The sequence below is a fragment of the Pseudooceanicola marinus genome (genome assembly GCF_020177265.1).
Taxonomy (GTDB): Bacteria; Pseudomonadota; Alphaproteobacteria; order Rhodobacterales; family Rhodobacteraceae; genus Pseudooceanicola; species Pseudooceanicola marinus_A.
Genome location: NZ_JAIVMC010000008.1, coordinates 79,090 through 93,648 on the forward strand (window position 1 = coordinate 79,090; position 14,559 = coordinate 93,648).

Annotated in this window: 13 protein-coding genes; 8 read left to right on the forward strand and 5 right to left on the reverse strand. The window is 66.4% G+C overall.

What is annotated here, in order from left to right:
* The first annotated feature begins 111 nt into the window (after positions 1 to 111).
* The 3 genes from LC066_RS14545 to LC066_RS14555 all read left to right on the forward strand — a co-directional run bounded on the left by LC066_RS14545 (position 112) and on the right by LC066_RS14555 (position 2,856).
* Positions 112 to 954: an ABC transporter permease gene (locus LC066_RS14545; protein WP_224900402.1), complete on the forward strand. Its 843-nt coding sequence runs from the start codon at positions 112 to 114 to the stop codon at positions 952 to 954.
* A gap of 44 nt (positions 955 to 998) precedes the next feature.
* Positions 999 to 1,991 (forward strand): ABC transporter substrate-binding protein, encoded by a 993-nt coding sequence (locus LC066_RS14550; RefSeq protein WP_222478677.1) that lies wholly within the window; start codon positions 999 to 1,001, stop codon positions 1,989 to 1,991.
* Positions 1,992 to 2,091: 100 nt separating this feature from the next.
* Positions 2,092 to 2,856 (forward strand): FadR/GntR family transcriptional regulator, encoded by a 765-nt coding sequence (locus LC066_RS14555; protein ID WP_224900404.1) that lies wholly within the window; start codon positions 2,092 to 2,094, stop codon positions 2,854 to 2,856.
* Between the two features lie 257 nt (positions 2,857 to 3,113).
* On the opposite strand, the gene LC066_RS14560 is transcribed toward LC066_RS14555, so the two are convergent.
* On the reverse strand, positions 3,114 to 3,818 hold the full coding sequence (locus LC066_RS14560; protein ID WP_224900406.1) for a DUF1028 domain-containing protein: 705 nt from the start codon (positions 3,816 to 3,818) through the stop codon (positions 3,114 to 3,116).
* A 104-nt stretch (positions 3,819 to 3,922) separates the two neighbouring features.
* Here LC066_RS14560 and LC066_RS14565 point away from each other — a divergent pair, with 104 nt between their 5' ends.
* From LC066_RS14565 to LC066_RS14580, 4 genes are all read left to right on the forward strand, one after another.
* Positions 3,923 to 5,512 carry an ABC transporter substrate-binding protein gene (locus LC066_RS14565; protein ID WP_224900409.1) on the forward strand — a complete coding sequence of 530 codons (1,590 nt, stop codon included), beginning with the start codon at positions 3,923 to 3,925 and terminating at the stop codon, positions 5,510 to 5,512.
* A 166-nt stretch (positions 5,513 to 5,678) separates the two neighbouring features.
* On the forward strand, positions 5,679 to 6,626 hold the full coding sequence (locus LC066_RS14570; RefSeq protein WP_085886039.1) for an ABC transporter permease: 948 nt from the start codon (positions 5,679 to 5,681) through the stop codon (positions 6,624 to 6,626).
* Positions 6,627 to 6,639: 13 nt separating this feature from the next.
* Entirely contained in the window at positions 6,640 to 8,526 is a 1,887-nt protein-coding gene (locus tag LC066_RS14575; protein ID WP_224900412.1) for a dipeptide/oligopeptide/nickel ABC transporter permease/ATP-binding protein, read from the forward strand.
* Entirely contained in the window at positions 8,523 to 9,479 is a 957-nt protein-coding gene (locus tag LC066_RS14580) for an ABC transporter ATP-binding protein (RefSeq protein ID WP_224900415.1), read from the forward strand. The genes LC066_RS14575 and LC066_RS14580 overlap by 4 nt, the downstream gene beginning before the upstream one ends.
* 7 nt (positions 9,480 to 9,486) lie before the next feature.
* On the opposite strand, the gene LC066_RS14585 is transcribed toward LC066_RS14580, so the two are convergent.
* Positions 9,487 to 10,473, reverse strand: a complete 987-nt coding sequence (locus LC066_RS14585) for a LysR family transcriptional regulator (protein ID WP_224900418.1) — start codon at positions 10,471 to 10,473, stop codon at positions 9,487 to 9,489.
* A 58-nt stretch (positions 10,474 to 10,531) separates the two neighbouring features.
* On the reverse strand, positions 10,532 to 11,095 hold the full coding sequence (phaR, locus tag LC066_RS14590) for a polyhydroxyalkanoate synthesis repressor PhaR (RefSeq protein ID WP_224900420.1): 564 nt from the start codon (positions 11,093 to 11,095) through the stop codon (positions 10,532 to 10,534).
* 211 nt (positions 11,096 to 11,306) lie between these two features.
* Here phaR and LC066_RS14595 point away from each other — a divergent pair, with 211 nt between their 5' ends.
* Complete coding sequence (locus tag LC066_RS14595) at positions 11,307 to 11,891, forward strand: outer membrane protein (protein ID WP_224900423.1); 585 nt, start codon at positions 11,307 to 11,309, stop codon at positions 11,889 to 11,891.
* 155 nt (positions 11,892 to 12,046) lie between these two features.
* Here the strand turns inward: LC066_RS14595 and LC066_RS14600 are convergent, their stop codons facing one another.
* Both LC066_RS14600 and LC066_RS14605 read right to left on the reverse strand, forming a co-directional pair.
* Positions 12,047 to 12,493, reverse strand: coding sequence for a phasin family protein (locus LC066_RS14600; protein WP_222478658.1), 447 nt, complete (start codon positions 12,491 to 12,493; stop codon positions 12,047 to 12,049).
* 190 nt (positions 12,494 to 12,683) lie between these two features.
* Positions 12,684 to 14,492, reverse strand: a complete 1,809-nt coding sequence (locus LC066_RS14605; RefSeq protein WP_224900426.1) for a PHA/PHB synthase family protein — start codon at positions 14,490 to 14,492, stop codon at positions 12,684 to 12,686.
* Positions 14,493 to 14,559: the final 67 nt, after the last annotated feature.

A 14,559-nucleotide genomic window follows, 5' to 3' on the forward strand; every position in this document is an offset into this window, starting at 1 on the left:
GGCGCAGGCCGGGCCGCTGGCCCGTTCGGTTGAAATGACGCTGGACGGTGCCTTGGCACAGGTCTGCGCAGACCTGTGCCCGGTCAGAGGCCAGATCCGGGAGGGCATCCAATGACGCTCGTAATCGCCGCTTTCGTCCTCTGGGCGGGCCTTTGGTATCTCAACGTGCAACTGGCCAATGGCCGGGGCGGGGATACCCGCGCCGTGGGCCTGGCCGTGCCGGTGATCTTCGGCCTGACCCTGGTCGGCATGTGGGAACTGATCGTGCGCGGGCTGGAGCTGCCCATGGTGATCCTGCCGGCGCCCTCGATGATCGCCGCGCGCTTTGCCAGCTCGATCCCGACGCTCTGGACCGACTTCGTGCAGACCTTCGTGAAGGGCGCGCTGTCGGGCTTTGCCATCGGCAGCCTGGCGGCCTTCCTCGTCGCCATCCTGGTGGATCGCAGTGACTTCCTGCGTCGGGGCATCCTGCCCGTGGGCAGCTTCGTCGCCGCCCTGCCCATCGTCGGCACCGCGCCGATCCTGGTGATGTGGTACGGCTTCGACTGGCAGTCGAAGGCCGCCGTGGTCACCATCATGGTCTTCTTCCCGATGCTGGTGAACATCACCGCCGGCCTGCAGGAGACCACGCAGATGCAACGCGACCAGATCAAGACCTGGGCCGCAAGCTATTGGCAGGGCTTCTGGAAGTTGCGCCTGCCGGCCGCCATGCCCTTCATCTTCAACGGGCTGAAGATTTCATCGACCCTGGCCCTGATCGGCGCCATCGTCGCGGAATTCTTCGGGTCCCCGATTGCGGGCATGGGCTTTCGTATCTCAACATCGGTGGGGCAACTGGCGCTGGACATGGTCTGGGCCGAGATCGTCGTCGCCGCTCTGGCGGGATCGCTGTTCTACGGGGCACTGGCCCTCGTGGAACGCTGGGTGACCTTCTGGCACCCGTCTCAGCGCTGAGAAGCGCATATAAAAACATGAAGACCAAACAGGGAGTTAAACTCATGAAAAACTGGATCGCAGGGGCCGTGGCCCTGACCGCGACCGCCGCCGGCGCCCAGGCCGCCGACGAGGTGACGCTGCAGCTGAAATGGGTCACCCAGGCTCAGTTCGCGGGCTACTACGTGGCCGAATCCAAGGGCTTCTACGACGAGGCCGACCTCGACGTGACGATCAAGGCCGGTGGCCCCGACATCGCGCCCGAACAGGTGATCGCCGCCGGCGGAGCCGATGTCATCACCACCTGGATGGCCGCAGGCCTGGCCGCGCGCGAACGCGGCGTGCCCCTGGTCAACATCGCCCAGCCCTTCAAGACCGGCGGCCTGCAGGTCAACTGCCTGAAGGCGGCGGGCATCGAAAGCACCGACGACTTCCCCGGTCACACCATGGGCGTCTGGTTCTATGGCAACGAATATCCCTTCTACGCCTGGATGGCGAAGTTGGGGATCGAAACCGACGGCGCCGATGAGAACGGCGTGACGGTGATCAAGCAGGCCTTCTCGGCCGATCCGCTGATCAACGGCCAGGCTGACTGCATCTCGACCATGACCTACAACGAATACGGTCAGATCCTGGATGCGGGCATCACCGAGGAGGAACTGGTCACCTTCAACTACCTCGAAGAGGGCGTCGGCATGCTCGAAGACGGCCTCTATGTGCTGGAGGAGGACCTGGAAGATCCGGCGTTCAAAGACAAGATGGTCCGCTTCGTCGCCGCTTCGATGGAAGGCTGGAAATACGCCGAAGCCAACCCCGATGAGGCTGCCGAGATCGTGCTGGAGTACGATGAGACCGGGGCCCAGACCCTGGAGCACCAGCAGTACATGATGGGCGAGGTCGCCAAGCTGACCGCCGGCACCGATGGCGCGCTGGACCCGGCCGACTACGAACAGACCGTGGCCACGCTGCTGTCCGCCGTCAGCCCGGAAAACCCTGCCATCACCAAGGAGCCGGAAGGTGCCTGGACCCATGAGATCACCGACGAGGCGCTGAACTAAGCGCCCGACGGATCACGGGACGGGAAGGGCCGGGCATTGCGTCCCGGCCCTTTTTGCGTCAGCGTCGCCATTCATCATGAGAAATCGGCGCGGCAGGCGCATGAAGGGGCGACGACAGGTGGCAAACGGGGCAGAGCGGCGATCACGGCCCGTGCAGGTGGCCGAGGCGATCAAGGACTACGTGGTCGAGGAGGGCCTGCGCATGGGTGATCGCCTTCCCGGCGAGGCCGAGCTGATCGCCCGCTTCGGCATGTCGAAAGGGACAATCCGCGAGGCCATGCGCATCCTCGAAGCCCAGGGGCTGGTGAAGACCCGCACCGGGCCGGGCGGCGGCAGCTTCGTGCACGAGGTCAGTCGCGAACGCGCCCAGGCGCTTCTGGGCAACTACTTCTACTTCCGCGACCTGACTCTGAAGGACATCTACCAGATGCGCCGCCTACTGGAGCCGGAACTTGCGGCGTCGCTGGCCGGCAAGCTGACCGATGCGCAGCTGTCGCGGCTGGATGCGGTGGTGGAATCCTATGACCACCCGTCGTCGGACGTGGAGGAGGAGCGCGAACAGCACATCGCCTCGCTGCGTTTCCACCAGCTGCTCGCGGAGTTCGCCCGCAACGAACTTCTCGGCTTCGTCATCGGGTTCATGGCGCAGATCCTGTCCGACCTGACGATCTACCGCCGCCTCTACGAGCCGGCCAATCCCGAGCTCTGGGAGAAGGGCCGGGCCTACCAGCTGGAGCTTCTGGACGCCCTGCGCCGCGGCGATCCGGACCGCGCGCGTCTGGTCATGGCAGATCACATGGCAACGGCGGAGCAACTGATGGAAGGGCAGGAGGCGGAGATGCTGAAACGCTTCCTCACCGCCTGAGCCGCCCGCTCAATCGCCATGCAGGATCGGCCCGTCCCGGGCCGAGGCCTCCGGCGGGAGTTTTTCCGACAAGGTGAAGAGGCGGGACGTCGCCTGGTCTGCAACCCTCCCTCTGCCTCAGGCAGGTGCGCGCGCGGGAGCCATCGCGGCGGGCGCCTCGCTCGTGCCCTCCTTCATCTTCATCTCGTCTGAAATACTCCGGGGGAGTCTCCGGTACGGAGACGGGGGCGGAGCCCCCCGCCTGCGCTGCCGCGCTGTCACTCCGACCGGGGCGTCTCGTCCAGCCGGGCGAAGTCCGCCTCGGAGGGCGCGCGGAAAGGTGCCTCTTTGGTGGGCACCAGCCGCGCCCATTCCGCGTAGAGGCCTGTGGTGGCCCGATCGTGCAGCGCGCGCAGGTCCGCCAGCGGCGAATCGGAGGCGTCGATGCGCAGGCTCAGGGGGGCCATGTCCGGGCCGAGGCACAGCAGCGCCGCCGACAGCAGTCCGCGGCTGTCCGATCCCGCGTCCTCGCCGGCCTGAAGCGCCGCCAGAAGCCGCTCGGGCATCGTGCCCGTGGCGCTGGCATAGCCCTGGGCCACCGCATCGAGTACCGCTTCGGAACTGAGCATGTTGCCCGCCACCACCAGGTTTTCGTCCCGCCGGCTGGCGCAGGCGGGCACCGAGGCCGCGCCGGTGAAGGCGCCGGTGTTGCCCAGTAGGTCAAGCGCCGAAAGCTGTCGGTGGGCGCGCCCCTCGTCCGGCGCTGTTACCTCGGTCACGGCAGCAGGGGCCGGGGCGCCCGCCTGCATCTCGTCCAGCACCGCCTCGCCCCAGAGGGTCGAGGGCGCGGTACCCTGGCTGGCGGACATGCCCGCCTCGATCCGGCCGCGCAGGACCCAGCCGCCCACGCAAAGCGATCCGGTGGCCGCCGCCCCGCCGATCCTGCCTGTTTCCGCGTCACGGACGAGTATGGAAAAGGTCATGCTGCCTCCGGTCGTTTCTTGCCTCTTGAATTTATCATGAGAATTTGGCTGAGTGCAATTTATCATGATGAATAGCGGCCGCTTTGCAGAGGGAGAGGCGCAAGATGACACAGGGAATTTTCAACTGGACCCGCCGGGTGCTGCTGGCGTCGGGCACCGCCCTGACCATGGCATTGACGCTGGGTGCGGGCGATGCGGCCCAGGCGCAGACGCCGCCGGGCGTTCTGATCGTCGGCCAGATCGCCGAGCCGAAGGCGCTGGATCCGGCCGCCGTCACGGCCGTCAACGATTTCCGCATCCTGATGAACGTCTATGACGGGCTGGTGCGCTACAAGTCCGGCACGCTGGAGGTCGAACCGGCGCTGGCCGAAAGCTGGGATATCAGCGAGGACGGCACCACCTACACCTTCCACCTGCGTGAGGGCGTCAAATTCCACGATGGCAGCGACTTCGACGCCGAGGCGGTGAAGTTCAACTTCGACCGCATGCTGGACGAAGACCATCCCTACCACGACACCGGCCCCTTCCCGCTGGCCTTCTTCTTCTCCTCCGTTGAAGATGTGACGGTCATCGACCCGCTGACGGTGGAATTCACCCTGAGCGCGCCCTTCGCGCCCTTCCTGTCGAACCTGGCCTATCCCACGGGGCTGATCGTCTCGCCCGCAGCGGTCGAGGAATACGGCGCCGACTATGGCCGCAACCCGTCGGGCACCGGGCCGTTCAGCTTTGCTGAATGGGAATCCAACACCCACGTGATCCTGAACGCCAATGGCGACTACTGGGACGGTGCGCCGGAACTGGAGACGGTCGTCTTCCGCCCGATCACCGATGCCAATACCCGCACCGCCGAGATGCTGGCCGGGGGCATCGACCTGATGGTCGAAGTGCCGCCCGTGTCGCTGTCGGAGTTCGAGGGCGATGATTTCACCGTCGTCGAACAGGCCGGCCCCCACGTCTGGTTCTTGATCCTGAACGCCAAGGAAGGCCCCTTCGCCGACAAGCTTGTGCGCCAGGCGGCCAACTACGCCGTCAACAAGACCGCGCTGGTGGAAAACGTGCTGGAAGGCACCGCCGAAGTGGCCGCGGGCCCGATCCCGCCCGCCTTCGCCTGGGCCTATGACGAAAGCCTGGAGCCCTATGCCTACGACCCCGACAAGGCGCGCGAGCTGCTGGCCGAGGCGGGCGTCGAGGACCCCGAGCTGACCTTCTACGTCACCGAGGGTGGGTCTGGAATGCTGGATCCGGTCGCCATGGGCACCGCTATCCAGGCCGACCTGGAGGCCGTGGGCTTCGACGTTGCGATCGAGACCTACGAATGGAACACTTTCCTGGGCGAGGTGAACCCGGGGCTGGAAGGCAAGGCGGACATGGCCGAGATGGCCTGGATGACCAACGACCCCGACACGCTGCCTTATCTGGCGCTGCGCTCGGACGCCTGGCCGGACAAGGGGGGCTTCAACTCGGGCTACTATTCCAACCCCGAGGTCGACGAGCTGCTCGAAACGGCCCGTGTCTCGACCAGCCAGGAGGAACGCGCCGCCGCCTACAAGGAGATGCAGCAGATCGTGCAGGAGGATGCCCCCTGGCTCTTCGTGGCGAACTGGAAGCAGAACGCGGTGACCTCCGACGCGGTGGAGAACTTCGCGCTGGAGCCCTCGTTCTTCCTGCTGCTGAAGGACGTGGTGAAGAATTGATCGCCCGACGGGTGACGTGATCCGGGGCAGGGCGGGGCGGCCCGGCCTGTCCCGTCGCGCAAGGAGGGGGAGCAGGGCGTATTGCCGGCCTGCCCCTCGGCGCGGCATCCTTTCCCGGGAAAACGACACAGCAGGCGCGCGCCAGGCAATCCCAGCGGAGACGCAGATGACCGGATATATCCTGAAACGACTTCTCTCGGCGATCCCGGTGCTTTTCGGGATCACCGTCATCGTCTTCCTGATCATGGCGATGATCCCGGGCGATCCGGCGCTGGCGATCCTTGGCGCCTATGCCACGCCCGAGAACGTGGAGAAGATCAACCGCGACCTTGGCCTCGATGCGCCGCTGGTGGCGCGGTATTTCATCTGGCTGGGCAACATGCTGACCGGGGATTTCGGCACCTCCTTCAGCCTCAATCGCCCGGTGATCGACGAGGTGCTGGACCGCTTCGGCGCCACGCTGCTGCTGGCCGGGACCTCCTTCATCCTCTGCGCGATCCTCGGCATCGCGGCGGGCGTGGTCAGTGCCGCCAGGCAATACGGCTGGGCGGACAAGGGGATCACCTTCGCGGTGCTTCTGGGGATCTCGATCCCGTCCTTCTTCCTGGGCATGATGATGATCCTGATCTTCGCGGTCGAGCTGCGCTGGTTCCCGGTGTCGGGGATGCGCATGGCCTATGGCGGCGGCGGCTTTGCCGATGTGGCCAACCACCTGGTGATGCCCGCCATCGCGCTGGCCGTCGTGGCCACGGGCGTCGTCGCCCGTCTGTCGCGCTCGGCCATGCTGGAGGTGCTGCGCCAGGACTTCATCCGCACCGCCCGCGCCAAGGGCGTGGGTGAGGGGCGGGTGATCTGGGGCCATGCCCTGCGCGCCGCCATGGTCAGCATCATTCCCGTCCTCGGCATCCAGGCGGGCTTCGTCCTGTCCGGGGCGGTCTATATCGAGATGGTCTTCCAATGGCCTGGGGTGGGCCGGATGCTGGTGGATGCGATCCTGAAACGGGACATCCTGCTGGTGCAGGGCGGCGTCGTCTTCGTCGCGGCTTGCTACGTGCTCTTCAACATCGCGGTGGACGTGGCGCAATCGCTGCTCGATCCCCGGATCAAGACCTGAGGAGGCGCACAACATGCAATTCCTGAGCCTCATCGCCCGCAATCGTCTGGCCGCCGCCGGGGGGATCGTGCTGGTGATCGTCATCGCGCTGGCGCTGATCTCTCCGCTGCTGCCGCTGCCGGATCCGGATGTCACCGATACTGCCAACCGCTTCCTGCTGCCGGGGGCGGAAGGGCATCTGCTGGGCACCGACCACCTGGGCCGGGACTTGGCCGCGCGGCTGATGGACGGCACGCGCCTCAGCCTCGCCGTTGGGTTTGCCGCCGCCTTCTTCGCCGCCTTCTTCGGCGCGGCCATCGGGATCATCGCGGGCTATTTCGGCGGGCGCACGGACAATCTGATCATGCGCGCCGTCGACATGCTGATGGCCTTTCCCTACATCCTGCTGGCCCTGGCCATCGTCGCCGCGCTTGGGCCTGGGCTGGTCAATGCGCTGATCGCCGTGGCCGCGGTCAACATCCCCTTCTTCGCCCGCAATATCCGGGGCGTGACGGTGGGGCTGGCCAACAAGGAATTCGTCGATGCCGCGCGTCTGGCGGGGCTGGGTCATACCCGCATCATCCTGACGGAGATCCTGCCCAACGTGATCCCGGTCATCGTCATTGCCATGTCCACGACCATCGGCTGGATGATCCTGGAAACGGCGGGGCTGTCCTTCCTCGGGCTGGGCAGCCAGCCGCCGCAGGCCGATCTGGGCTCCATGCTGGGCGAGGCGCGCGGCGCGCTGATCACCAATCCCCATACCTCCATCGTGCCCGGCGCGATGATCTTGGTCATCGTCATGGGCATCAACCTGCTGGGCGACGGGGTGCGTGACGCGCTGGACCCGCGCCTGCGCTCGGGCGCGCTGACCCGGCCCATGGCCGCCACGCAGGTGCGCCGCAAGGGCCCCGTACCGGCCTCCGACGACGCCGAGGCGGTGCTGGAGCTGCAAGGCCTGCAGACCCAGTTCCACGTCAAGGATCGCATCTACAAGGCCGTGGGCGGCGTCTCGATCAAGGTGGCGCCGGGCGAATGCCTCGGCGTGATCGGCGAAAGCGGGTCTGGCAAGTCGGTCACGGCGCTGTCGGTCATGGGGCTGGTGGCCTCGCCGCCGGGCGTCATCACCGGGGGCGCGGCGCGCTACAAGGGCGAGGACCTGGTGGGCGCGCCCTACGATCACCTGCGCCGGCTGCGCGGGGATCGGGTGGCCTATATCTTCCAGGATCCTCTGGCGACGCTGCACCCGCTCTACAAGGTGGGTGACCAGCTGGCCGAGGCGATCCTGGTTCACCACAAGGTGGGCAAGGCCGAGGCGCGGCGGCGCGCGGTGGATCTGCTGAAACAGGTGCGCATCCCCAATGCCCAAAGCCGCGCCGACAGCTACCCACATGAGATGTCGGGCGGCATGCGCCAGCGCGTCGGCATCGCCATGGCGCTCGCCAACGACCCCGATGTCATCATCGCGGATGAACCCACGACGGCGCTGGACGTGACCGTGCAGGCGCAGATCCTGTCGCTGCTCAACGACCTGCGCCGCGAACGCGGGCTGGCAATCGTCTTCATCACCCATGATTTCGGCGTGGTGGCGCAGCTGTGCGACCGGGTGGCCGTCATGTACGCGGGCCGCATCGTGGAGACCGGCCCGACCGAGGCGGTGCTGGACGCGCCCGCGCATCCCTACACCGCGCGGCTGATCGCTTGCGTGCCGGAACTGGGCGGCGGCCGTCGGCGGCTGGAGGCGATCCCGGGCCTGCCGCCCGCCGTCGACCGGCTGGAGCCCGGCTGCGCCTTCGCGCCCCGCTGCCTGAAGGCGCAGGACGCCTGCCGCCAGGGAGAGATCCCGCTGGAAGGACCGGGCGCGCGCGAGGTGCGCTGTCTCTTCCCCGAAACGGAGCTCAAATCGGAGGGCGTGGCATGAGCGCGGTTCTGAAACTCGACGGTCTGGCCAAGAGCTTCCCCGTGGGCAAGCGCGTGCTGGGCGCGCCGCGTGGGCTGGTGCATGCGGTGCAGCCGGTGGACCTGGTTGTGCAGCAGGGGGAGACGCTGGGCATCGTCGGCGAGTCGGGCTGTGGCAAGTCGACCCTGGCGCGGATGCTGGTCGGCCTGCTGCCGCCCAGCGAGGGCACAATCGAGATCAACGGGGCGCCGCTGGACAACGCCGACCCGGCGGAGTTCGGCAAGAAGATCCAGTATGTCTTCCAGGACCCGATCTCCTCCCTCAACCCGCGCAAGACCATCCGCCAGGTGATGGAGGCGCCGCTGAAACGCCTGCACGGGCTGGACCGGGCGCAGCGGGAGAAACGCATTTCCGAGATCTTCGCCAGCGTGAACCTGCGCGAGGAATTCCTGGATCGCTACCCGCATGAATTTTCCGGCGGGCAGGCGCAGCGGATCGGCATTGCCCGGGCGCTGGCGGCGGAGGCCAAGATCCTGATCCTCGACGAGCCGGTCAGCGCGCTGGACGTCAGCGTCCAGGCCCAGGTGCTGAACCTGCTGGCGGACCTGAAGGCGAAGCTGGGGCTGACCTATCTCTTCATCAGCCACGACCTGGCGGTGGTGGAGGCCGTGTCGGATCGCGTTGCCGTGCTCTACTTCGGGTCGGTGGTCGAGGTGGGGCGGGCCGAGGACATTTTCCGTGCCCCGCGCCATCCTTACACGCAACTGCTGGCCCGCTCCGCCCCCGTGGTTGGCCGTGCCCTGTCGGCCCCCGAGGGGAAGGAGACCGAGCTGCCCGACCCGCTGAACCCGCCCGCCGGTTGCGCCTTCAAGGCGCGTTGCCCGCGTGCGACGGAGGCCTGCGGGCAGAGCGTGCCGAAACTGGAGGGCGACGCGGCGCATCGCGTGGCCTGTTTCCACCCGCTGGAGGGCTAGGCGCCCGTCAGTCGGAGGCGATCCGGACCGAGCTTGCGACCCAGGGGTAGGGGGCCACGTCCGTTTCCTCCGCGATCTGGCGCAGCAGCGCGCGCAGGTCTGTGGCCAGCCGCGTCGGCACCGTCTTCAGGATGCTGCGGCGGGCGGTCAGCACGATCCGGCGCGACAGCGGCGCGAAGGGCAGGGGGTGGATGTCGAGATGCGGCATCAGCCGCCGCGCCCGCAACAGGGCCAGCGGCGGCAGGATCGTCCAGCCCGTGCCGGCGGAAACCAGCGCCAGGATGGCGTGGTAGCTGTCCAGCTCGAACCGGTGATCCAGGCGCAGGTTCTGCTGCGCCAGGTGGGTCGAGATCAGCCGCCCCATGTAGTGCCGCGTCGTGTACTGGATCATCGGCTGGCCCTTCAGCTGATCCAGAAGCGGACGGGCGGGGTCGATGGTGCCGGGGGCTGTGGCGACGATGAAATCCTCGGTCAGGATGTCATGCACCTCCGCCCAGTCGGCGGGTTCGGCCATCTCGGCAGCGATCACCACGTCCAGCGCCTCGGCGTCCAGCTGATCGTGCAGATAGTGGGAGGCGCCGGTTTCCAGCAGGAAACGGCATTCGGCCAGGTCCCCCGCCATGCGGGTCAGGAGGCGCGGGGTCACGTCGGCCTCGAAATCCTCGATGACGCCCAGGCGCAGCCGGGTCAGGGCGGGCGCGCCGGCCACCGCCAACTCGGCCCGGGCCTGGGCGGCCTCGGTCAGGATCGCCTCGGCCCGACGCCGGAAGGCCTCGCCCGAGGGGGTCAGGGTGATGGGCCGCGCCTGGCGCATCAGCAGGGTGGCGCCCAGGGCGGTTTCGAGATTGGTCAGCTGTTGCGATACGGCGGAAGGGCTGGCGCCCAGGCGCCGCGCCGCGGCCGAGATCGAGCGTTCCTCGGCCGTGGCGACGAAGACCTCGATCCCCCAGAGGGTGACCCGTCCGGGGGAGGCGGCGGCGGTTTTATCGGCCATGGTCAGCCCGTTGCTCGTCTCGGTGCGCAGGGCCCTTGCCGGGCCTGCGCGGCCGGGGTCAGCTCATCTTCGACAGTTTCGACTGCAGCTCGGCCAGCTGCTTGCGGATGCTGTCGAGGTCGTCGCCCTCGGCCGGCGCGCTGCTGCTGCCGTCCTCGTCGGTGGGCGCCGACCAGTTGCCGGAAAAGCCGGTGGTCATCGCTTTCAGGAAGGCCGCCTGCTGCGCCTGCATCGCCTCGATGCCGGGCATGTTGGCCATCATCGGGTTCACCTTTTCCAGGTTCTCCATCATCTTCGACTGCCCGTCGCGGAGCATCTCGAAGGAGGCGGCCAGGAATTGAGGCACCACCGATCCTGCGGAGGACGAGTAGGAGCGCACGAGGTCGTTCAACACGTTCAGCGGCAGCACGTTCTCGCCGCGGCTTTCGTGTTCCGCGATGATCTGCAGCAGGTACTGGCGGGTCAGGTCGTCGCCGGATTTCAGATCGACGATCTGCACCTCGCGACCGCCCCGGATGAAGCCCGCGATGTCTTCCAGGGTGACGTAGTCGCTGGTCTCGGTGTTGTAGAGCCGGCGCGACGCGTAGCGCTTGATGAGAAGCGGAGATTCACTATCAGCCACCGGTTATCCCTCCCCGATTATGCAGCATTGCAGCGAAGCCTAGATCACCGTTTCACAAAAAGAAAGCTCTGTCAGGGGGCTGCCGGGAATTGCCATGGGGCAAGGCCGTGGTGCCGGGAGATGGTGTTAACCACCACTATCATTGCTCCTACTATCCCGGGTGCGGCGATGGTTACTCAGATCTGAACAAATTGACTGGGTAGTAAATCAAATGTTTCGATTCGCTGTGACGACGGCCCTGCTGGGCCTGCTGAGTTCCCCTGCGCTGGCGGGCAATCCCGTGGCCCCCGTGATCGCGGCGGCGCCCGTGGTGGCCCCCGCGGCGCCCGTCTCCGACTGGACCGGAGTCTATGCCGGGATGACCCTGGGCACCGGCAGCTCCGATACCTCGCTGGGCGGCTATGGCATCGACGTGTCGCTGGATCACGACACCCGAGGGCTGTTCCTGGGCTATCGCCACGACTTCGGTGCCTGGGTGCTGGGCGCCGAACTGGCCTACGACCAGGCCGACGTCGACGGGCTGGGAGAGCCGGCGCGCTATGACCTGTCGGTCCAGGCGGGCTATGACGCGGGGCGGGTGCTGCCCTACGTGGCCCTGGGTGTCGCCAAGCTGGAGCTGACGCCGGGCGACGAGACGGGTCATTTCGTCGGGCTGGGCGCCGACGTGAAGCTGACCGAACGTCTGGTGCTGGGCGCCGAGGCGCGGCGGACCTGGTTCGCCGACGACTACCTGGGGATCCCGGGGGGCGACATGCAGGCCGATACGCTGCTGATGCGCCTGGCCTTCCGGTTCTGAGGAGCGCGCGGGCGGGCCGCATTGCGCCCCGCCCGGTGCAAGTTAGTGCGACACAAAAAAGGGCGGATCCTGCTAGATCCGCCCTTCCTTCATGCGCCCCGTTACAAGGGGGAGGAGCAATCGGGGGCGCAACTTCCCGGGAGGGGAAACGTCACTTACTTCGCGGTCGAGGCCTTCTTGGCCGCGGTGGTCGCGTCCTTGGTGGCCTTCTGCACGGCGGCGGAGGCTTCCTCGGTCATGTCCTTGCCGGCGGCCATCATCAGCTCGACGGTGTCGGTCTGAACCTTCTTCGCGATCTCGGCGAAGGCGGCCATGTTCTCGGCGGACATCTCGGCACAGGCGGAGGCGAAATCGGTCATCGCCTTGGCGTAGTCAGCCGGGTCGGTCTTGGCCTTGGACATTTCCGACATCTTGGTCAGGGTTTCCTTGGTCCACTTGGTCGACAGGTCGGTCGACTTGCCGGCAGCGTCCAGAGCCACGGCGGACAGCTTTTCGTTCAGCGTCGCCTGGGTCTTGAACGCGTCTTCCATCGAAGAAGTGTCGACAGGGAAAGCGCCCATGAAGTCCTTCATGATCGCGGTGTAATCTTGGGTCTTTGCCATTAGTCCATCCTCTTCTGGCCTTCCCGGAACCGTCCCCGGCTCCGGCGTTTCAATCTTAGGGAGAATATGGATGCTGCAGCGCAGAAAATCAAGGATTTTTCTGCACTGCGGCGAGAATGGTCAGGGGCGTATGGAAATATGAGCCGCGCCAAGGCCTTGAGGGCCGGGGCGCGGCTGACCTAGGGGAAGGTCAGGCGGGCAGGGGCGCTGCCACGTAGGTTCCCGGCGCGTCACAGAGCGCGGGATGAGTCGAATCTCCCGGCGTGCGGGCCGGCACCAGCTTGCCCGAGCGCTTGCGCAGCCAGCCTTCCCAGCGGGGCCACCAGGAGCCCTCGGTGAAGGTCGCGCCTTCCATGAACTCCTCAGGCGAGGGGGGCAGGTCGTCGTTGGTGTAGTGCCCGTACTTCTTCTTCGACGGCGGGTTCACGATCCCGGCGATATGGCCCGATTGCGAGACGATGAAGGTGCGATCCTTCGAGCCGGTCTTCAGGAAGCCGCGGTAAGCGGATTTCCAGGCGGCGATGTGATCGGTCTCGCAGGTGATCGAGCAGATCGGCAGGGTCACGTCCGCAATCTTCAGCGTCTCGCCGCAGATCTCGATGCCCTCGGTGGTGAACAGGTTCTTCTGGCAAAGGTCGCGCAGGTACTGCACCGCCATCTTCGCCGGCAGGTTGGTGCCGTCCCCGTTCCAGTAGAGCAGGTCGAAGGCCGGGGGCTGTTCGCCCATCATGTAGCTGCGGATCGCCGGCCGGTAGACCAGGTCGTTGGAGCGCAGGAAGGAAAAGGTGCGCGCCATGATCGAGGATTTCAGCATGCCATAGCTCATCGCCTCCTCCTCGATCGCATCGACGAAATCGTTCTGCAGGAAGGGGGTGAAATCGCCCTGGTCGGAAAAGTCGGTGAGGGTGGTGAAGAAAGTGGCGGATTTGACCGAGCGGTCGCCGCGCTTCTTCATCAGCGACAGGGCCAGGTGCAGGGTTGTGCCGCCGATGCAGTAGCCGATGGTGTTCACCTGCTTCATTCCGGTGATCTGCTTCACCTGTTCGATCGCCGCCAGGAAGCCGTCCTCGATGTAGTCGTCCAGCGCGATGTCGCGGTAGGAGCGATCGGGGTTCACCCAGGACACGACGAAAAGGGTATAGCCCTGGTCGACCACCCAGCGGATGAAGGAATTCTGCTCCTTCAGGTCGAGGATGTAGAACTTGTTGATCCAGGGCGGGAAGACGATCAGCGGGGACGACCGAACCTCGTCCGTGCTGGGGGAGAACTGGATCAGCTCCAGCATGTGGTTGCGCCAGACGACCTTGCCCGGCGCGGTCGCCACGTTCTCGCCCAGGCGGAAGGCGCTGTCGTCGGCCAGACGCACCAGCATCTCGCCGCCGTTGGCCTCCAGGTCGCGCACCAGGTTCTCCAGCCCCTGCACCAGGCTTTCGCCCTCGGTTTCCAGCGCGCGTTCCAGGGCGTCGGGGTTGGTGGCGAGGAAATTCGTCGGCGCCATCATGTCGGCGATCTGACGGGTGAAGTAGCGCAGCCGCTCCTTCTCGGTGGGGTCCAGATCCTCCACGTCCTCGACGGCGCGGGTCATCGCCTCGCTGTTCAGCTGGTACTGCTGCTTGATGTAGTTGAAATAGGGGTGCGTCCTCCACAGCGGATTGGAAAAGCGCGGGTCGGGGGGCAGGTTGTCCTCCGGCGCTTCCAGCCGCCCCTTGGCCAGGGCCTCCTGCGCCTCAAGGAAGTGGGTGACGGACTTGCCCCAGAATTCCAGCTGGTGTTCGAAGATGCGCGCGGGGTTCTGCAGCATCTCCGCCCAGTAGGCGCCGGCGGCCTGGGTGAACAGTTCGGGCGAAGGGGCCTGCAGGCCGGCGGGGGTGGCGTGGCGTTCCTTCAGCGCGGCGATGAACCGCTGGCTGAGTTCTTCGACACGGGCCAGGTTTGCGTTCAGTTTTTCGAGATTTTCCTGGCTCGAAAGCGGGCCATCTTCGGTCTCTTGTGTTGTCATCTAAACGATTCCCCCCTATTTTCTGCTCTGCAGCATGCGCTGATCTCCGGTCCTGGCCCCTGATGAG